This is a genomic window from Mesocryomonas fontinalis (genome assembly GCF_055730125.2).
In genome coordinates this window covers 555,858-574,656 of sequence record NZ_JBUZWG020000003.1, presented here as the reverse complement: position 1 = coordinate 574,656, position 18,799 = coordinate 555,858, and the positions used below count along the sequence as shown (strand labels likewise).

Annotated in this window: 17 protein-coding genes; 9 read left to right on the top strand and 8 right to left on the bottom strand. The window is 66.7% G+C overall.

Annotated features, from left to right (window positions below; translation table 11 throughout):
• Nucleotides 1-24: 24 nt before the first annotated feature.
• Both ACZL02_RS10745 and nagA read left to right on the top strand, forming a co-directional pair.
• The gene (locus tag ACZL02_RS10745; protein ID WP_472937042.1) at nt 25-1,050 is read left to right on the top strand and encodes an SIS domain-containing protein; all 1,026 of its coding nucleotides are present in this window, start codon (nt 25-27) and stop codon (nt 1,048-1,050) included.
• Nucleotides 1,050-2,234, top strand: a complete 1,185-nt coding sequence (gene nagA, locus ACZL02_RS10740; protein ID WP_472937043.1) for an N-acetylglucosamine-6-phosphate deacetylase — start codon at nt 1,050-1,052, stop codon at nt 2,232-2,234. Before ACZL02_RS10745 ends, nagA begins: the two co-directional genes overlap by 1 nt.
• A 92-nt stretch (nt 2,235-2,326) precedes the next feature.
• Here the strand turns inward: nagA and ACZL02_RS10735 are convergent, their stop codons facing one another.
• The 3 genes from ACZL02_RS10735 to ACZL02_RS10725 form a co-directional block, all read right to left on the bottom strand.
• A complete protein-coding gene (locus ACZL02_RS10735; protein WP_472937044.1) occupies nt 2,327-2,767 on the bottom strand; it encodes a bleomycin resistance protein in 441 nt (146 codons plus the stop codon).
• A gap of 101 nt (nt 2,768-2,868) precedes the next feature.
• Nucleotides 2,869-4,560 carry an ABC transporter permease gene (locus ACZL02_RS10730; RefSeq protein ID WP_472937045.1) on the bottom strand — a complete coding sequence of 564 codons (1,692 nt, stop codon included), beginning with the start codon at nt 4,558-4,560 and terminating at the stop codon, nt 2,869-2,871.
• An 88-nt stretch (nt 4,561-4,648) separates the two neighbouring features.
• Nucleotides 4,649-5,632 carry an ABC transporter substrate-binding protein gene (locus ACZL02_RS10725; protein ID WP_472937046.1) on the bottom strand — a complete coding sequence of 328 codons (984 nt, stop codon included), beginning with the start codon at nt 5,630-5,632 and terminating at the stop codon, nt 4,649-4,651.
• 245 nt (nt 5,633-5,877) lie between these two features.
• Here ACZL02_RS10725 and ettA point away from each other — a divergent pair, with 245 nt between their 5' ends.
• The 3 genes from ettA (at nt 5,878) to ACZL02_RS10710 (ending at nt 9,611) form a co-directional block, all read left to right on the top strand.
• Entirely contained in the window at nt 5,878-7,527 is a 1,650-nt protein-coding gene (ettA, locus tag ACZL02_RS10720) for an energy-dependent translational throttle protein EttA (RefSeq protein ID WP_472937047.1), read from the top strand.
• A gap of 232 nt (nt 7,528-7,759) precedes the next feature.
• Nucleotides 7,760-9,241 (top strand): sensor histidine kinase, encoded by a 1,482-nt coding sequence (locus ACZL02_RS10715; protein ID WP_472937048.1) that lies wholly within the window; start codon nt 7,760-7,762, stop codon nt 9,239-9,241.
• Nucleotides 9,222-9,611, top strand: a complete 390-nt coding sequence (locus tag ACZL02_RS10710) for a response regulator (RefSeq protein ID WP_472937049.1) — start codon at nt 9,222-9,224, stop codon at nt 9,609-9,611. Before ACZL02_RS10715 ends, ACZL02_RS10710 begins: the two co-directional genes overlap by 20 nt.
• Before the next feature lie 28 nt (nt 9,612-9,639).
• Here the strand turns inward: ACZL02_RS10710 and ACZL02_RS10705 are convergent, their stop codons facing one another.
• Complete coding sequence (locus ACZL02_RS10705; protein ID WP_472937050.1) at nt 9,640-10,041, bottom strand: hypothetical protein; 402 nt, start codon at nt 10,039-10,041, stop codon at nt 9,640-9,642.
• Nucleotides 10,042-10,167: 126 nt separating this feature from the next.
• Here ACZL02_RS10705 and ACZL02_RS10700 point away from each other — a divergent pair, with 126 nt between their 5' ends.
• Nucleotides 10,168-10,812: a DedA family protein gene (locus ACZL02_RS10700; RefSeq protein WP_472937051.1), complete on the top strand. Its 645-nt coding sequence runs from the start codon at nt 10,168-10,170 to the stop codon at nt 10,810-10,812.
• An 8-nt stretch (nt 10,813-10,820) separates the two neighbouring features.
• Nucleotides 10,821-11,408 (top strand): MOSC domain-containing protein, encoded by a 588-nt coding sequence (locus ACZL02_RS10695; protein ID WP_472937052.1) that lies wholly within the window; start codon nt 10,821-10,823, stop codon nt 11,406-11,408.
• Between the two features lie 39 nt (nt 11,409-11,447).
• Here ACZL02_RS10695 and opgC read toward each other — a convergent pair whose 3' ends face one another.
• Nucleotides 11,448-12,623, bottom strand: a complete 1,176-nt coding sequence (gene opgC / locus ACZL02_RS10690; protein ID WP_472937053.1) for an OpgC domain-containing protein — start codon at nt 12,621-12,623, stop codon at nt 11,448-11,450.
• 426 nt (nt 12,624-13,049) lie between these two features.
• Between opgC and ACZL02_RS10685 the strand changes: the two genes are divergently transcribed.
• Both ACZL02_RS10685 and ACZL02_RS10680 read left to right on the top strand, forming a co-directional pair.
• Nucleotides 13,050-14,954 carry a potassium transporter Kup gene (locus ACZL02_RS10685; RefSeq protein WP_472937054.1) on the top strand — a complete coding sequence of 635 codons (1,905 nt, stop codon included), beginning with the start codon at nt 13,050-13,052 and terminating at the stop codon, nt 14,952-14,954.
• A gap of 204 nt (nt 14,955-15,158) precedes the next feature.
• Complete coding sequence (locus ACZL02_RS10680) at nt 15,159-16,469, top strand: cation:proton antiporter (RefSeq protein WP_472937055.1); 1,311 nt, start codon at nt 15,159-15,161, stop codon at nt 16,467-16,469.
• A gap of 40 nt (nt 16,470-16,509) precedes the next feature.
• Here the strand turns inward: ACZL02_RS10680 and nhaA are convergent, their stop codons facing one another.
• The 3 genes from nhaA to tsaA are packed head-to-tail and all read right to left on the bottom strand — an operon-like array spanning nt 16,510 to nt 18,699.
• Complete coding sequence (gene nhaA / locus ACZL02_RS10675) at nt 16,510-17,679, bottom strand: Na+/H+ antiporter NhaA (RefSeq protein ID WP_472937056.1); 1,170 nt, start codon at nt 17,677-17,679, stop codon at nt 16,510-16,512.
• 52 nt (nt 17,680-17,731) lie between these two features.
• Nucleotides 17,732-18,136, bottom strand: a complete 405-nt coding sequence (locus tag ACZL02_RS10670; RefSeq protein ID WP_472937057.1) for a DUF2293 domain-containing protein — start codon at nt 18,134-18,136, stop codon at nt 17,732-17,734.
• Nucleotides 18,136-18,699, bottom strand: coding sequence for a tRNA (N6-threonylcarbamoyladenosine(37)-N6)-methyltransferase TrmO (gene tsaA / locus ACZL02_RS10665; RefSeq protein ID WP_472937058.1), 564 nt, complete (start codon nt 18,697-18,699; stop codon nt 18,136-18,138). The genes ACZL02_RS10670 and tsaA overlap by 1 nt, the downstream gene beginning before the upstream one ends.
• Between the last annotated feature and the right edge of the window lie 100 nt (nt 18,700-18,799).

The window sequence follows — 18,799 nt, the reverse complement described above, 5'->3', positions numbered from 1 at the left end:
TTTTCCACCGACACGAGGTATGCGATGCGGTCCGACAGCCAAATGCGCCGGGAAATCGACGAAATTCCCGAAGCCGCGGCGCGCTTTCTCGACGCTTCCTTTGATGCGGCGGCGTCCGTCGGAGCCCGATTGCGCCAGTTGGATCCGAAGGTCGTGACGACGGTTGCCCGAGGGTCGTCCGATCACGTCGCGACCTACTTCAAGTACGCGACGGAACTCACCACGGGGCTTCCGGTCGCCTCGATCGGACCTTCTGTCGTTTCGGTCTACGGCACGAGCCTGCGGTTGGCCGGTCAGGCGACTTTGGCCATCTCGCAGTCCGGGCAAAGCCCTGACATCGTCGCCTTGCTGACCGCTGCGCGGGCCGGCGGGGCGGAAACGATAGCCGTCGGGAATGTCGAGGGATCGCCGTTGCTGGCGGCCGCGCAGTGGCCGATCACCTTGTCGGCCGGGCCGGAACTCAGCGTCGCGGCGACGAAGAGCTTCGTCTGCTCGGTGCTGGCTGCCCTGTCCGTCCTTGCTGGCTGGACGGAAGACCGGGAACTCCGGCAGGCACTCGCGGCCTTTCCCGAACATGCGCGTGGTGCGCTCGAACACGACTGGTCGTCGGCTCTGGCCACCTGCGAAGGGGCCACCTCGCTTTTTACCCTCGGCCGCGGTCCGTCGTTCGCGGTGGCATCCGAGGCTGCCCTGAAGTTGAAGGAGACTTCGGTCCTGCATGCCGAAGCCTATTCCGGCGCCGAGGTCCTGCATGGGCCGGTCTCGCTCGTCGAGAAGGGGTTTCCGGTGCTGGCCTTCGCGCCGGCGGACGCCGCTCTCCCGGGCCTCTCCGCCATCTGCAGCAGGTTGGTCGAGTCGGGCGCGGTGCTTTTCAGTGTGGGCAGAACCGGACACGGGATCGAACTGCCGCACACCGCGACAGGCCATCCGCTGACGGAACCTCTGTCGATGCTGGTGTCATTCTACCGCTTCGTCGAATCCGTTTCCATTGCCCGGGGCCATGATCCGGATCGCCCGCGCGGACTGCTGAAGGTGACGGAGACGACCTGATGGCTCGCTTCGCCTTGACAGGGGCCGACGTCTTCGATGGCACGCTGCGTCGGTCCGGGATGGCGGTGATCGTCGAGGACGCGCTCGTGGCGGACGTCCGTCCGGTTGGTGACCTGCCCAACGGACTGGAAACGATCGTGCTGGACGGCGGTCTGCTCGCTCCGGGATTTGTCGACATTCAGGTCAATGGTGGCGGGGGAAGACTGTTCAACGACGATCCGACAGTCGACGGAATACGCCGCATCTGCGCCGCGCATTCCCATTTCGGATCTACCGCACTTCTACCGACGGTAATCACCGATCGCCCCGAGGTCACATGGGCCGCCATTCGCGCTGCCGAGCAGGCACTGGCTGCCAGCGTGCCGGGATGTCTCGGCATCCATGTCGAAGGCCCGTTCATCGCGCCCGCTCGCAAAGGCGCGCATGATCCGGCTCTCATCCGCCGGATGGAAGGCGACGATCTTCGGCTGATCTGCGGATCGACCGTAAGACCCTTTCTTCTAACCGTCGCACCGGAGAGCGTTGACGTAGCTCAGGTCGCGGCCCTCGTCGAGGCGGGCATCATCGTGTCGATCGGGCACAGCAATGCTTCCTTCGAAGCCGCCGACGCCCTGTTTGAAGCGGGGGCTCGGGGCGCCACGCATCTCTTCAACGCAATGAGCCAGATCGGTCCTCGCGATCCGGGCGTCGTCGGGGCCGCTCTTTTCCGCCGCGACATCTGGTGCGGCATCATACCGGATGGCCACCATGTCCACCCGGCGTTGATCAATACCGCACACCGTTCGAAGGACGGGACAGGCAAGCTGATCGCCGTGACCGATGCCATGCCAACCGTCGGCAGTCCCGAAGACACCTTCGAACTGAACGGACGTACCGCGACGCGGCGTGATGGTCTTCTCACTTTGTCCGACGGAACGCTCGCGGGCTCCGACTTGAACATGATGAGTGCCCTTCGTTTTCTCGTGCGCACAGTAGGCTTCGATCTAGAGGAAGCCTTGCGAACGTGCTCACTCTATCCCGCGGCTTTTCTGGGGGCTTCGGGAACCCACGGTATCATCTGTGCCGGAAGCCGAGCCGAAATGGTCTGGATCGATCCGGAAAATCTGCTGCTTCACGATGTCTGGGTTGCCGGGCGGTCAATCTCAAGATTTTCAAAAGAAGACTCTAGCAAGCAAAAGTTATGAGGGGGGTGCCCGCGCACGGCGCTAAATCCAGGGTGCGCTCGCCCCTGCGAGCAGTATTTTTTAAGCGATAAGCAAGCCAAGAAATGTTCAATTCAAGCACATTCAACAACGGCTTGCCGTCGCCCTAGATCGCTGAAGAAGCGAAGGAGGTAGCCGTCAGGATCGGCGACGACAAATTGCCGGTTGCCAGCTTCCTCGTTCCCCTGTCGATACCAACGTTCTTCCAATGGGAGATAGACGCTGCTTCCGGCACGTATGATTTGATCGTGCAGGAAATCGACGTCGGGAATTTCGATCTGGAGATTGATCCCACGTCCGAAGGGATACTCCAAAGGCGCGGTTCGAAACCTGCGCCCAGGGCCATCCGCCTGTTGAAGCATCAAGTGGACGGGACCACGCGTCAGGTAGGCAAAGCGCTCTTCGGGGCGGTCGACCAGACATTCGAATCCAAGTATCTGAAGGTAGAAGCTCAAGGCGATGCCGAGGTCGGCGACGTCGAGTTCCGGTATGATGGGAGGAGCCTTGCCGAGCATTTCGCTTCATACCTAATTTGGGCGCGAGCCCATCAGCGGGACGTTTTGGCTCACTACTTTTCAATCGTTGATGCAGACCGCCTAACCCTTCGCCCCTCGCATCACCGCCACGGCAGCACCCCCGCCGGCAGGCGCTTTGCCAGACGGTCGAGCACGGCCAGCAGCACTACCACGGCGCCGACGGTGAGGACCGCGATCGCCGCGGCATGGGTCGCGAGACCTGCTTCCTCAAGGCTGAACAGGACGACGCCGAGCGTCTCGTTGCCGCCGGACCAGAGCAGAGCCGAGACCGTCAGCTCGTTGAAGGCGCTCATGAAGACGAGGAGCGCGCCGGCGACGGCGGCGGGGAGGGCGAGCGGCGCGGTGATCGTCAAAGCCCGGCGGAGCGGCCCGGCACCGGCGACGGCGGCGGCTTCGGACAGATCGCCGGAGATCTGACCGATCGAGGCGGTCACCGGCTGCAGCGCGAGCGTCGCGAACCGCATGAGATAGGCGACGAGGATGATCGCCGCCGTTCCGTAGAGGCTGCCGACCAGCGGCAGCGGGCGCAGGAACAGGAGGATGCAGGCGATGGCGAGGACGATGCCGGGCACGGCGTAGGCGAGTTCCAGCGAGCCGAGCAGCAGCCGGCGGGCGCGCGGGCCGAAGCGGGCGGTGATGATGACGACCGGGATCGCGAGGGCGGCGAGGATCACCGCGGCAAGTCCGGCCAGCAGCAGCGAGTTGCGGAAGGCGCGAAGGGTCGACGCCTGCTGGAACAGCACCTCGCGGAAATTTCCGAGCGTCGCGGTGTCCGGCGTCAGCGGCACGCCGACGGTCGGCACCAGGGCGGTCGCCAGCAGCGCCAGCGCCGGCAGGATCAGGATGGCGCCGACCGTGCCCCAGGCGAGGGCCGCCACCGGCCAGCGCCAGCGCCCCAGCGCGAACCGCGCCGGCGTACCGATGCCGAGGCGGTGCCGCGCCTGGCGCAGCGCGAGGCCTTGCAGGCCGACGCCGGCGAGCGCCAAAAGGCCGATCGCCACCGAGAGCGCGGCGACCTCCGGCAGGACGCTTGGGCCGAAGCTCGACAGCTTCTGATAGATCAGCGTCGCCAGCGTCAGATAGTTGACCGGCAGGCCGAGGAGGGCGGGGATCCCGAAATTGCCGACGCCGGAGACGAAGGCGAGCGCCGCGGCGGCCGCCAGATAGGGCCGGGCGGCCGGCAGGACGATGGTGAGAAGCACGCGCACCGGGCTGGCGCCGGAGATCCGCGCCGCCTCCGTCAGGTCGCGCGGCACGCGGGCAAGGCCTGCCCGCAGCGTCACGAAGACGATCGGCGCGTGCTGGACGCCGTAGAGGATGATGATGCCGGTTCTCCCCAGCAGCGGGTTCGGCGTACCCGGCGGCGGTGCCAGGCCGAGCGCGCCGAGAAGGGCACTGGAGGGGCCGAGGAGGTGCAGGAAGGCGAGCGCCGTCACCTGCGGCGCGATCATCAGCGGCAGCAGCACGAGGAAGCTGAAGGGCTTGCGGCCCGGCAGGTCGGTCATCGCCACCAGCACCGCGAAGCTCGCGCCGAGCACCAGCGCGATCGCCGCGCCGAAAGTCGCGGTATCCAGTGTGTGCCAGGCGGCGCGCAGGGCCGACGCCTTCCCGAGCCGTGCGAGGAGGCCCGCTGGGTCGAACGCGCCGGCGGGGGCGAGGGCGGCGTAGACAATCCGGCCCATCGGCACCGCGCCGAGGGCAAGGATCAGCGCGACCACCAAGAGCGGCGCCAGAACACCGCCGGGGATCGCCGCGGCTGGAAGCTTCGTCATACGCTTCGGTCCCGGCGTGCCGGCGGAACTGAACGTCATCAGCTGTGGATCGTTCTCATGCGGATGCGGCCGAACCTACTGCGCCAACCTACTGCGCCATTGCCTCGGAGAACTTCTCCTTGTTGGCGGTCTCGTTGGCGACCGCCGTCGCGGCATCGAACGGCAGGACCTTGATCGCCGAGCGGTCGGGATAGCCGGCCGGCAAGGCGACGCCGCTGCGGGCGGGGATGTAGCCTTGGCTGGCCGCGAGCGCCTGGCCCTTTTCCGACAGCAGGAAGTCGACGAAGGCTTCGGCGGCTTCCGGGTTCTTCGCGGTCGAGAGGATCGCCACCGGCTCGGTGACGGCGGAGACGCCTTCGCTCGGGAAGACGAACTCGACCGGCGCGCCCTTGGCCTTCTCGCGGATCGGCATGTAGTCGACGATCATGCCGAAAAGCTTGTCGCCGCCGCTGACCGCCTTCAGCACGTCGCCATTGCCGCCGGCCGCCTGCGCGCCGTTGGCGCCGAGCTTCTCGTAATAGCCCCAGCCGTCGGCAAGGTTTTCGGTGAGGGTGACGGTGTGGATCAGCGCGGCGCCCGAGGTCAGCGGGCTTGGCAGGGCGACGAGGCCCTTGGCTTCCGGCTTCTCGAGGTCGGCCCAGCTCGTGGGAACGAACGGCGCCTTGGTGTTGTAGACGATGCCGGTGGTGATCAGCTTGGTCGAGAAATAGGTCTTGTCCGGATCCGACTGCGCGCCTTCGAAGGCGGAGAGGTCGGCGCCGGGATAGGCCATTAGCCGGCCTTCCTTCTTCAATCCTTCCATGGTGACGACGTCGGCGATCAGCAGGAGGTCCGGCTGCGGCGATCCCGCCTCGATCTCGGCGCGGAGCTTGGCCATGATCTTCGGCGTGCCGTCGCGCACCCACTCGACCTTGACGCCGGGGTTGTCGGCCATGAAGGCATCCGCCGTCTGCTGCGCGTCGGTGTTGGGCTGGCTGGTGTAGAGCACCAGCGTGCCGTCGGCGGCGAAGGCCGGGGCGACGAAGGCCGGAGCGGCGGCGATGAGCAGGCAAGCGGCGATGATGGAGCGCATGGGAACCTCGGCGATCGGTGACGGCGAACGTGTCGCATAGCGACGCGGTGTAACGGTTGGATGACGGGAAGGAGAGTGCCGGCGCCCCTGCAGGAGGCGTTCACAGGTGCAAATAGGCGCGGTGGGGAGACGGCAATGTCGGCGCGGTGATTGCTGCGGGCCTACCGATTTTCTTGCTCATCCGGCCGGCATGGCTTAGGTGTGGCGCAAATTTCCGACGCTTCGAATTTGGAGACGCGCCCGTCATGGCACGCCAGTTCATCTATCACATGTCCGGCCTGAAGAAGTCCTACGGCACCAAGAAGGTGCTCGAGGACATCCACCTGTCCTTCTACCCCGATGCCAAGATCGGCATTCTCGGCCCCAACGGCTCGGGCAAGTCGACGCTCCTGAAGATCATGGCCGGCACCGACACCGACTATACCGGCGAGGCCTGGGCGGCCGAGGGCGCCAAGGTCGGCTATCTGCCGCAGGAGCCGAAGCTCGACGAGACCAAGACGGTGTTCGAGAACGTCATGCTCGGCGTTGCCGACAAGCAGGCGATCCTCGACCGCTACAACGAACTGATGATGAACTACTCCGACGAGACCGCCGACGAGGGCGCCCGTCTGCAGGACGAGATCGACGCGCAGAACCTCTGGGATCTCGAGCCGCAGGTCGAGATGGCGATGGAGGCGCTGCGCTGCCCACCGAAGGACGCGTCCGTCACCGACCTCTCCGGCGGCGAGAAGCGCCGCGTCGCGCTCTGCCAGTTGCTGCTGTCGAAGCCGGATATCCTGCTGCTCGACGAGCCGACCAACCATCTCGACGCCGAGACCATCGCCTGGCTGGAGAAGCACCTGCGCGAATACACCGGCTCCGTGCTGATGGTGACGCATGATCGCTACTTCCTCGACAACGTCACCGGCTGGATCCTCGAGCTCGACCGCGGCCGCGGCGTTCCCTACGAGGGCAACTACTCGGTCTATCTCGAGAAGAAGCAGAAGCGGATGCTGCAGGAAGGCCGCGAGGACGACGCCCGTTCGCGCGCCATCACCCGCGAGCGCGAGTGGATCCAGCAAGGCGCGAAGGCCCGGCAGACCAAGTCGAAGGCCCGTATCCAGGCCTATTCCGACCTCGTCGAGGCCTCGGAGAACCGCAAGCCGGCCGACGGCAAGATCGTCATCCCGGCCGGCGAGCGCCTCGGCAACCGCGTCATCGAGATCGAGAACGTTACCAAGAGCTACGGCGACCGGGTGTTGATCGAGAACCTGTCGTTCCGGCTTCCGGCCGGCGGCATCGTCGGCATCATCGGCCCGAACGGCGCCGGCAAGACCACGCTGTTCCGCATGATCACCGGCCAGGAGCAGCCGGATTCCGGCAAGATCGCGATCGGCGACACGGTGAAGCTCGGCTATGTCGACCAGAGCCGCGACAGCCTGTCGCCGGACAAGAACGTCTGGGAGGAAATCTCGGGCGGCAGCGACATCCTGAAGCTCGGCAAGTTCGAGATGAACTCACGCGCCTACGTCGGCAACTTCAACTTCAAGGGCACCGACCAGCAGCAGAAGGTCGGCACCCTGTCGGGCGGCCAGCGCAACCGCGTGCACCTCGCCAAGATGCTGAAGTCGAGCTCGAACGTCATCCTCCTCGACGAGCCGACCAATGATCTCGACACCGAGACGCTGACGGCGCTGGAGGACGCGCTGGAAGAATACGCGGGCTGCGCCGTGGTGATCAGCCATGATCGCATGTTCCTCGACCGGCTGGCGACGCACATCCTTGCCTTCGAGGGCGACAGCCACGTCGAATGGTTCGAGGGCAACTTCCAGGACTACGAGCAGGACAAGATCCGCCGCCTCGGCCCGGACGCCGCCAACCCCAAGCGCCCGACCTACAAGCGCCTGACGCGCTGATTTCGGCCGGCCCGCTCCCGAAAGGAAGCGGGCCGGGACTGCGACCGGCCGCGCTGCCGGGCCGCCAGAGGCCCGCGCCGGCGAGCGTCGAGACTCCCCGCTGGCCGAGAAGCGTCATCACTTTTCCGACCGGCCACCTGAAAATGCGCTGTTTGTTGAGGCTTCTCCCCTATAACGGGGCGTATCAGAGCAATTGCGCGCGCCCACTCGTGCCATGGCAAAGCATCCGCCCTTGTTGAACTCCGTCGACTTCGAGAACCTTTTCAGGGCGATTCCGAGCCCGCACATGGTGGTGGACCGCGATCTCATCTTCGTCGCGGTCAATGCTGCCTACGAGCGGGTGACCAAGCGCTCCCGTGCCGAACTGATCGGGGGCAAGCTGTTCGAGATGTTTCCGAACGACGGCCAGAGCGGCGATCTCCTGCGAGAATCACTGGCGCGGGTGATCCGCACCGGCGAGAGCGACACCATCGCCTACATTCCCTATGAGATCCCGCGCCCGGAATCCGAGGGCGGCGGCTTCGACCTGCGGTACTGGACGGCGATCCACACGCCCTTGATGGACGAGCGCGGAGAGGTCGCCTACGTGCTGCAGAACACCGCCGACGTCACCGATATCGTGGCGCTGCAGGCGGCGGCGACCTTGCCGTTCCGGCCGCGATCGGGGGCGGTCGAGCTGCTGCAGCGCGCGCAGGAGGCCGAGGTCGCCTACCGCGCCAGCCTTTCCGACAGCGCCGACTTCCAGCGGATGTTCCAGAGTTCGCCTTCCCTGATCGCCGTGATGCGCGGTCCCGACCACATCTTCACCTTCGCCAACGAGGCCTATCAGCGCTATGTCGGCGACCGCCCGCTGATCGGGCTGCCGATCCGCGATGTGTTCCCCGAGATCGGCGAACAGGGCTTCTTCGATATCCTCCAGGGCGTCTTCGGCGGCGGCGATCCGCATATGGCCGAAGGCCAGCGCATCCTGCTGCGGCAGGGGGGGCAGGAGCGGCTGCAGGAGGTCTTCCTCGACTTCTCCTTCCATCCGATTCACGACATGACGGGCGCGGTGACCGGCATCTTCTTCCAGGGCATGGACCGGACCGAGCACTTCCGCTCGCTTCACCGCCAGCGCCTGATGGTCGACGAGCTGAACCACCGGGTGAAGAACACGCTCTCCACCGTCCAGTCGATCGCCCGGCAGAGCTTTCGAGGCACCGAGGCGGAGGCCTCGCGGCAAGCGTTCGAGGCGCGGATCATCGCCCTGTCACGCGCCCATGACGTGCTGAGCGAGCGGCTGTGGCACACGGTGGCGCTGTCGGCATTGCTCAACCAGGAACTGGCGGCCTTCGACACCAGCCGGGTGCGCCTGGCGGGCCCCGACGTCGATCTGAACCCCAAGGCCGCCATCGCGCTGGCCATGGTGTTCCACGAGCTGGCGACCAATGCCGCCCGTTTCGGCGCCCTGTCGGGCGAAACCGGGGGGTTGCGGGTCGATTGGCAAGGCACCACGTCCAGCGACGAGCGCACGTTGAAGGTGGAGTGGCGGGAAACCGGCCTCGTTGCTCCCGGCGCGCCGCTGCGCAGCGGCTTCGGCACACGGATGCTGCGCCGGATTATCGAGGGCGAGCTCGACGGCAGGCTGGTGCACGACCTCCGGCCGGACGGTCTGTTCTGCAGTTTCGAGGTCGGCATGAAGGAGGTCGAGGGCTTTGCAGGTACCCCGCACTAACCCGCCGGCGCTTCGGGGGCTGAAAGTCTTCGTCGTCGAGGACGAGAGCCTCGTCGCCATGCAGCTCGAGGACATGTTGCTCGACGTCGGCTGCGAGCTCGTCGGCCTCGCAATGCGCGTCAAGCGGGCCCTCGAGATGCTGGAGGGCGATCCCGACGTCGATGTCGCCATCCTCGACGTCAACATCGGTGGCGACAAGGTCTATCCGGTCGCCGAGCGGCTTCGGGAGCGGGGTGTTCCGATGATCTTCGCCACCGGCTATGGCCGCGCCGGCGTCGAGGCAGAATGGCAGGCCTGCCAGATCCTGCAGAAGCCCTATACCTGGGCCGAGGTCGAGAAGACCGTTCTTGTCGCCGTCTCCGCTGCCTGAGATCCAGCGCCTCTGTCCGGCCCCGCGTTTACTCGTCGGTACTGCCGGTGATGAACAGCACGAGATCGCGATCGCCCATCCCGTGGCCGGCGATCCGGGCCGACGGGAAAGCAGTGTGCAAAGCTGCGTGGCGGCCGGGCTCGGCGAGAAAGACGAGCGCGCCGCCAAGGCTCGAAAGAACCGCCGCGATCTTGTCGCCAACCACCTCGTCGCCGTCGAGCGCCAGGACGACGAGCCGGTAGCCGCCGTCCCGCAGCCGGTCCATGCCGACCGCTTGGCCCGGCGCGAAGGTCGCTAGCGCGCCGGCCTCCTCGAGCGCTGCCGCATTGCCCCGGCCGCGCTCGCTCCGCCGGTCGATCACCAGAGTCGGCCAGCCCGCGAGGAGGCTTGCCCAGGAAAACGCGTCGAAGGTGGTAAGTCCGGTCGCCATTGCGGTGACGATCGCACCTTGCGCCGGGGCGGGCAAGGTTTGTAGAGAAACGGGCGAAGAGGCCCGAGGGCCACGACCCCGGCCGCGGGAACGTCCCCGGCTACCGCTACCGAACGGACCGATCGCATGGACGTCTTCATCCAGGACCTGATGAACAGTTTCGGGCCCTTCGGCATCGCCCTCCTGATGTTCCTCGAAAACGTCTTCCCGCCGATCCCCTCCGAGATCATCATGTCGCTGGCCGGCTACAAGGCGGCGACCGGCGAGATGTCGATCATCACCGTCATCGTCGCCGGCTCGATCGGCTCGCTCCTCGGCATCATCCCCTGGTACTACATCGGCTACGCTTTCGGCGAGGAGCGGATCATCCGGCTCGCCGACCGCTATGGCCGCTGGATGACGATGACCGCCGAGGACGTCGAGGCGGCCGACCGCTGGTTCCGGAAATACGGCTATTGGGCGGTGTCTTTCGGCCGCCTGGTGCCGACGGTGCGGACCCTGATCTCGGTGCCGGCCGGCCTGTCACGCATGCCGTTCGCGCTGTTCATGGCGGTGTCGTCGGTCGGCACCGTGGTCTGGACGGCGTTCCTGGCGCTGGCCGGCTACTATCTCGGCCAGAACTTCCACGACATCGAGGCCTATGTCGGGCCGGTCTCCAACGCCGTGGTGATCGCCGTGGTGCTGCTCTACCTCTACCGCCTCGTCACCTTCAAGCCGAGCAACCGCCGGGTCGACCTGCGCTCGGACGAACATCCCCACCGGCACGATTGAGGCCCATCATGAGCATCGAGCGCATCAAGGGCCGCAGGATCGGCGGCCGCATCGCCGGCCTCTACCGGGCGGGTCTGGACGACTTCGTCACCACCGCCGTGACGGCGCTGGATCTCGGTTTTGCGGGGATCGAGGGCGACGCGCATGGCGGCCTGACCCGGCGGACCGGCGGCCGCGAGCCCTGGTACAAGCGCGGCACCGAAATCCGCAACGAGCGCCAGCTCTCGCTGCTGGCGGTGGACGAGCTTCAGGCCACGGCCGACGCGCTCGATCTGCCCGAGCTGAAGCCGGAATGGATCGGCGGCAACATGCTGATCGAGGGCATTGCGAACCTCACGCACCTGCCGCCGCGCACCCTCCTGTTCTTCGCCAGCGGGCTGACGCTGAAGGTCGACGGCGACAACCATCCCTGCAAGCTCGCCGGCCGCGGCATCGCCCGTCACGTCGAGGGGCATCCGGGCATCGAGGCCGGCTTCGTCAAGGCGGCAAGGAACCGGCGTGGTCTCGTCGCTTGGGTCGAGAAGCCCGGCCGGGTGGCGCAAGGCGATGCGTTCGAGGCCGTCATCCCGGACCAGTGGATCTACCCCGAGGCCTGATCCGGCAGCGTTCCAGCAACGTAAAGCCGTGTCGCCGCGTCAGGCCACCGCGGCAACGGCCGGACGTTGCGAATCCCTTGCCGCACCGGCTGTCCTGGTCCCAACCCGGACGGCGGGACGCAGTGCGATCCACCGCATGACCGCAAAGCCCGCGGCGATGCCGATGGCCTCGACGAGCACCGAGGACGGCGAGTGCTGGGTGATGCGGCCGGTGGCGATCAGGAGCCGCAGTGCCTGGTCGATCAGGAGCGAGCCAACGGCGCCACAGCAGAAGACCGGCAGCGGACGGCGGCCGAGACGGCTGAGCAGGGCGTTGGGTCCGGCCTCGTGCAACAGCCTGAGGACGGGCGCTCGCGGGAAGCGCAGGAACACCCAGACCAGCGCGAAGAGCGAGAGGACGCGGAGCGGCGATTGCAGCGTCTTGCTGCCGCCTGTCCAGAAGACGTCGTTGCGGCTGCGGTACCAGTCCTGAAGGTCCGGAAGGACGTGCACGACCACGGTGATCGACAGCACCGAACCCACCAGCAGGGCGAGCGCGAGACCGTCGACCAGCGGTAGCTTCGGCATCGGGACCTTTCCGACGATGGCGGCCCCGAGCGCGGTTCCTGCGGCGAAGACGAAGGTCCAGGGCAGCATCGTCATCGATAGCGGCTCGCCGGACAGGCTGTTGGGCAAGACCAGCGCGGAGTGTCCGGCGACGGCCCAGACCAGGGCTGCCGGCAGCAGCGGCAGCCACCAGCGCCGCAGGCTGCACCAGAGCAGGAGCGGCGCCACCACCGACAGGAACACGTAGAGCCGCAGCACCATGGAAAAGCCGATGGATTGCTGCAGGGATACCAGGTGCCAGAGGTAGCGGGGGACGCCGGACGCCTGTGCGATGGCCTGGGGCCAGTCGGCCAGCATGTCCGGGGGGGCGATCTCCGCCGAGACCGCGAGGATCACCGCCGAGAGCGCGATCACGACGAGGTTGGCGCAGTAGAGGCTCGCCGCCCGTGCCCAGCCGGAAAACATCATCTGCCGCAAGGACATGCTGGGACGACCGAAATAGCTGAGCGAAGCGCAGACGCCGGCGTTGAAGACGAAGATATCGGAACAATCGACGAGCAGGATTCCGGATGGCGACATCAAATGGAAGACACCCAGTCCGATATGGCCGACGAAGATGTTGACCAGGCACAATCCGCGTATCGTGTCGATTACATGAAGCCGTAGCACCGCAGTCTCTCCACCCAGGATTGCAGACTGCAGCTAATCGCCTCATCTATAAAAATTGAATACTGTTTGCTGGCTATATTGCGGGGTATGACGCCTATATATTTGACTGGCTAAAGATGGGCTGTTTGGCTGTGTGTTGGATGACGACGAGGATGCTGCCGAAGAGGTCACTATAGTCGCGAAATCAGCCTTCGGAGTTGCCGTCGCGGCGGTGTCTACCCGGTGGAAGCGCGCGGTTGCCACGGGCGACATCCGGCCGCCGGGAGCGGTTTGGCGGCGGGTTGCACTCCACGAAGGCCAGGAGTATTCAACGGGCGAATTGCCCAGTTCGTCCTTGCTTGATTGCTGTCGAAGCGTCGGTGTGACCACATCCCCGTAAGGCCCCAGCGCGTGGGGCGAGCGCACGGCGCCAGGAAGACTTCCTCGATGACGGCAACAGAGATGTCGAAGGGCGGTCCCGTTCACGGTGACACGGGGACGCACGGCGCCAGTTTCAGGACCCTCCTGATCGGTTCGATCGGCGTCGTCTACGGCGATATCGGCACCAGCCCGCTCTACGCGCTGCGCGAAGCGCTGACGCATGCCTCCGCCGGCGGCTTCAGCGAGCGCGAGGTGTTCGGCGTCGTGTCGCTGCTGTTGTGGACGCTGACGCTGATCGTCACGCTGAAATACGTCGTGCTGATCCTCCGGGCCGACAACCAGGGCGAGGGCGGCACGCTGTCGCTGCTGGCGCTGGCGATCCGGGCGATGGGGCGAAAACCGTTCCTGCTGGCGATCGGCGTCTGCGGCGCCTCGCTGTTCTACGGCGATGCGGTGATCACGCCGGCGATCTCGGTTCTGTCGGCCGTGGAAGGCCTGAAGCTCGTGGCGCCCGGCTTCGAGGACTATGTCCTGCCGATCACCATGGCGATCCTCATCGGCCTCTTCGCGATCCAGAGCCGCGGCACCGGCAGCGTCGCCCGCTGGTTCGGGCCGATCACGCTGGTCTGGTTCGCGGTCATGGCGGGGCTCGGGCTGTCGCATATCGGCGACCGGCCGGACATCGTCTACGCCCTCAACCCGGTCTACGCCGTCAGCTTCATCCTCGATCACGGCTTCATCGCCCTCGCGGTGCTCGGATCGGTGTTTCTCGCCGTCACGGGCGCAGAGGCGCTCTATGCCGACATGGGCCATTTCGGCCGCTTCCCGATCCGCGTGGCCTGGTCCTTCGTGGTGTTCCCGGCGCTGGCGCTGAACTATCTCGGGCAAGGCGCGCTGATCCTCAGTCAGCCCGGGGCGATCGAGAACCCGTTCTTTCTGCTCGCGCCCGACTGGGGGGTGCTGCCGCTGGTGTGCCTCGCCACCGTCGCCACCGTCATCGCCAGCCAGGCGGTGATCACCGGCGCCTTCTCGGTGACGCAGCAGGCCATGCTGCTCGGCCTTCTGCCGCGGCTGAAGATCACCCATACGTCCGAGACCCAGTTCGGCCAGATCTATATCTCGCGGGTCAACTGGTACCTCCTGATCGTCGTCCTCCTGCTGGTGGTCGCCTTCAAGTCCTCCAGCGGCCTCGCCAGCGCCTACGGCATCGCGGTGACCGGCGACATGGTGATCACCTCGACGCTGGCCTTCGTTGTGTTCTGGAAGGTCTGGAAATGGCCGCTGGCGCTGGTCGTCGCCGTGCTGGTGCCGTTGATGCTGCTCGAATGCGTCTTCCTCGGCTCGAACCTTCTGAAGGTGCTCGACGGGGGCTACGTGCCGCTCGGCTTCGCCGCGCTGCTCGCCTTCCTGATGTGGACATGGATCCGCGGCACGCGCATCGTCTACGACAAGGCGCACCGCGAGAGCGTGCCGCTCGACGACCTCCTGTCCATGCTCGAGAAGTCGCAGCCGCATGTCGCCCGCGGCACGGCGATCTACCTGACGTCCGATCCGGAGATGGCGCCCTCGGCGCTTCTGCATAATCTCAAGCACAATGCCGTGCTGCACGAGAAGAACGTCGTGGTGACCGTCCGCACCGCCAACGTGCCGCGGGTCAGCGACGAGGACCGGCTGGTGATCGTCGAGATGCGCGACAGCTTCACCCGGATCATCCTCACCTTCGGCTATTCGGAAGAGCCGAACGTGCCGAAGGCGCTGGCGCTGGCCAAGAAGAAGGGGCTGAAGTTCGAGATCATGTCGACCTCGTTCTTCCTGTCGCGGCGCTCGTTCAAGGCGAAGGCGAGCTACGGCATGCCAGTCTGGCAGGACCGCATCTACATCGCCATGGCGCGCTCGGCCGCCGATGCCACCGGCTTCTACCGGCTGCCGGCGAACCGCGTCGTCGAACTCGGTCAGCAGTTCGCGATCTAGCGCGCCGTGCGTCCGGAAGGGCGCACGAAGGTCGCTCTATCTCTTCGAATAAAGCGCGCCAGCGTCTCCTCTCCTCGCCTTCAGGCGACGCGCTGATCGGCGCGCCTGAAGTCGATGGTCCGGACCGCGCCGCGTCTCGCTCTGTCCGGAAGAGCGCCGTCGTATGCGCAAGGGATCGACCATCGCCTGTCGTCGTTAGGCGGTATGTCACATCTGCTCGCCTTGTCGCCGGATCCCTACATCCTCTTTCTCACCGGGTTCGGCGTTCTGATCGCGCTGGTCGCCTGGCTGCCCTTGGCGCTGAAGCGGCTGCCGCTGTCGCTGCCGATCGTCTGCATTGCGCTCGGCGCGGGCCTGTTCTCGCTGCCGCAGATTCGCTTTGATCCGATGCCGATGGCCTATCCCGAGATCAGCGAGCGGTTCACCGAATTCGTGGTGATCATCGCGCTGATGGGCGCGGGGCTGAAGCTCGACCGGGTGTTCAGCTGGCGACGCTGGGCGGTGACGTGGCGGCTCCTCGCCATCACCATGCCGCTCGGCATCGCCGCGATCACCGGGATCGCCGTCTGGCTGATGGGCTTGCCGCTGGCGATCGCGCTGCTGCTCGGGGCCGCGCTGGCGCCGACCGATCCGGTACTGGCTGCGGACGTGCAGGTGGGCCCGCCGAAATCCGGCGAGGAGGACGAGGTGCGCTTTGGCCTCACCTCCGAAGCCGGGCTGAACGACGGGCTGGCGTTTCCCTTTGTCCACCTTGCCATCGCGCTCGGCCTTGCCGCCTCGACGGGCGAACCCTGGGCGCTGAAGTGGTTCACCGAAAACGTCGTCTGGGAGATCGTGGCGGGGGTCGGGGGCGGTTGGCTGGTCGGTCGGGTCTTCGGCTGGCTCACCTTCCGCATTCCCGCCGAGACGAAGCTTGCCAAGACGGGTGACGGCCTGATCGCCATCGCGGCGACCTTCGTCTCCTACGGCCTCACCGAGATCGTGCACGCCTACGGCTTCATCGCCGTCTTCGTCACGGCGCTGACCATTCGCCACGCGCACCGGAACCACGACTTCCAGCGCGACATGCACGATCTGACCGAACAGATCGAGCGGATCGCGATGATGGTGCTGCTGCTGCTGTTCGGCGGCGCGCTGGTCAGCGGCCTCCTCCTGCCGCTGCGCGGCGCCGACATCCTTGCCGCCGTGCTGATCCTCCTCGTCGTGCGGCCGGTGGCCGGGCTCGTCGGCTTGATCGGGCTGAAGGCGGCGTGGAGCGAGAAGCTGACGCTCTCCTTCTTCGGCATCCGCGGCGTCGGCTCGTTCTACTATCTCGCCTATGGGCTGAACGCGATGCCGGTGGAGGGCGGCGAGCGGCTCTGGGCGATCGTCGGTCTCGTCGTTTTCCTGTCGATCCTGCTGCACGGGCTCAGCGTGACGCCGGTCATGCGCCGGCTCGACCGGCTGCATGGCCGCGATCCCGATGCGGGGGAGGCAGGGCCGCCGGGCCTGCAGGGACCGGGCGCCGGCATCTGATCGCCTCCCAGCTGCATCTCCAGGCGAGGGAGGACTGGGCTCAGGCCGCCTGGCGCGAGGGCGCCGAGAGCAGGATCGCTGCACCGAAAAGCCCGGAAAGCAGCGAGCCGAGGATCACGCCGAGCTTCACCTCGCCCTGCAGCAGCCCATCGGTCGGGAAGGCGAGCAGGCCGATGAACAGGCTCATGGTGAAGCCGATGCCGCAGAGCACGGCGACGCCGTAGAACTGTCGCCAGCTGGCGCCTTCCGGCAGCCGGGCGATGCCCAGCTTAACGGCGGCGAAGGCGACGCCGACGATCCCGATCTGCTTGCCGATGAAGAGGCCGCCGGCGACGCCGAGCGGCACCGGATCGAGGAGGGCGGAAGGGGTGAAGCCAGCGAAGGAGACGCCGGCATTGGCGAAGCCGAAGATCGGGACGATCAGGAAGGCGACATAGGGGTGGATCGCGTGCTCGAGCCGCACCAGCGTGGAATCGCCGGTGCGCTTGTCGACGGCGAGCGGGATGGTGAGCGCCAGCACGACGCCGGCGAGCGTCGCATGGATGCCCGACAGGAAGACCAGCACCCACAGCGCCACGCCGAGGACGAGATAGGGCAGCAGGCTGTGGACGCCCCGGCGGTTGAGAACGGCGAGCACCACGGTGACGGCGGCAGCCCCGCCGAGCGCCATCAGGTTGAGCTCGGCGGTGTAGAACAGCGCGATGATCACCACCGCGCCGAGGTCGTCGATGATCGCCAGCGCCGCCAGGAACACCTTCAGCGAAAGCGGGACGCGCGGGCCGAGAAGGGAGAGGACGCCGAGCGCGAAGGCGATGTCGGTGGCGGCCGGGATCGCCCAGCCGCGGGTCGTCTCGGGCGATCCGGCGTTGAAGGCGAGGTAGACCAGCGCCGGGGCGGCCATGCCGCCGACCGCCGCAAGGCCCGGCAGCACGCGCTGCGGCCAGCTGGCGAGCTGGCCGGTCAGCACCTCCCGCTTGATCTCGAGGCCAACCATCAGGAAGAACACCGCCATCAGCGCGTCGTTGATCCAGTGCAGCACCGACAGCCCGCCGACATAGCTCTCGAGGACGCCGAAATAGAGCGAGGCCGCCGGCGTGTTGGCGATGACGAGGGCGAGCACCGCCACCGCCATCAGCACGATGCCGCCGGCGGCCTCGCTGCCGAGGAAGCGGCGGATGAAGGAAGGGTTGGCAGAGGCGGGATGGGACATGGGATCCTGTTCGGCAGCGGGGCAAGGTGGTGCGGGGATTGGATGGTCGGGGCTAGTCCGGTTCCCCGTCGTCGTCATCGTCTTCCGGATCGTCCTCTCGGCTGAAGCGATGCTCCTCGACGTCCTCTTGGGCCGCGTCGCCCCCGGGGCTGTCGTCCACCGCCTCCGGATCGAGGCGCCGCGTCGCCCCCCAGCGGTCGAGGACGTCGTTGATGTCGCCGAGTACGAAGTAGCGGGCTGCGTCGCGGTCGTAGCCGTCGCCGAGCAGCGTATCGTAGTCGGTATGGGCGTGGCGGATATGGGCGACGGCGGAAAGCCAGAGCGCGACGGCGGGCGACAGGGTTCGCAGATGGCGGGCACGGGCAGCGCTGCGGATCGCCTCGGCGTCGAGATAGGGCGCCTGCGGGATGGTGAGCGTCAGCGCCCGGGCGATCGCCTTCTGCCGTTCCGTCGCCATCAGGGGCTCCTGGCCTCGTCGAGCGCGGTCAGCATGTCCGCCGCCCCGCCATCTCCCTCGGGCGCCGGCGGCGGAGGTTCGGCGGGGAGAACGTCGACGCTCGCAAAGTAGGGTTTGATATCGAGCACGGCGGTGCCGTCGAGGGTGTCGATGGCATCGATGTCGATGCGGCCCGCCGCCACGTCGATGGCGACGATCCGCACGAGATGCATCCCGATCGGGTTGGGGCGGACGGGCGAGCGCAACGCGAAGGTGCCGCGCGGTGCATCGGCATGCCGCGGCGTCTGCAGCGCCAGATCGCGCCGAGCCTCGCCAAGCCAGGACAGGACATGCAGCCCCTGGCCGGGCTCGAGCCCGGTCAGCGCAAGTCGGAACGGCGCGTCGATCTCGATGACGGCGGGTTCGCCGCGTTCCCGGGCGATGCCGACATTCTTCGGGCAGTCCGCCCGGTTCTTCCACGCCGAGCGGATGCGGCCGATGAAGCAGAGCCGGGCGTCCTCGGCGTCGGCCGGGTCGACAGCAAAGCGGACTTCGCCGGGACGGATATCGGTGTCGGTGTCCATACCAGGGGTCTACGGCGTGGCGGGCCACGCGCGCAAGCATTTGCGGCCGGTGGAAGGAAGACGGGTTGAAGAAACCGGATGCGTGATATAAAGATATCTT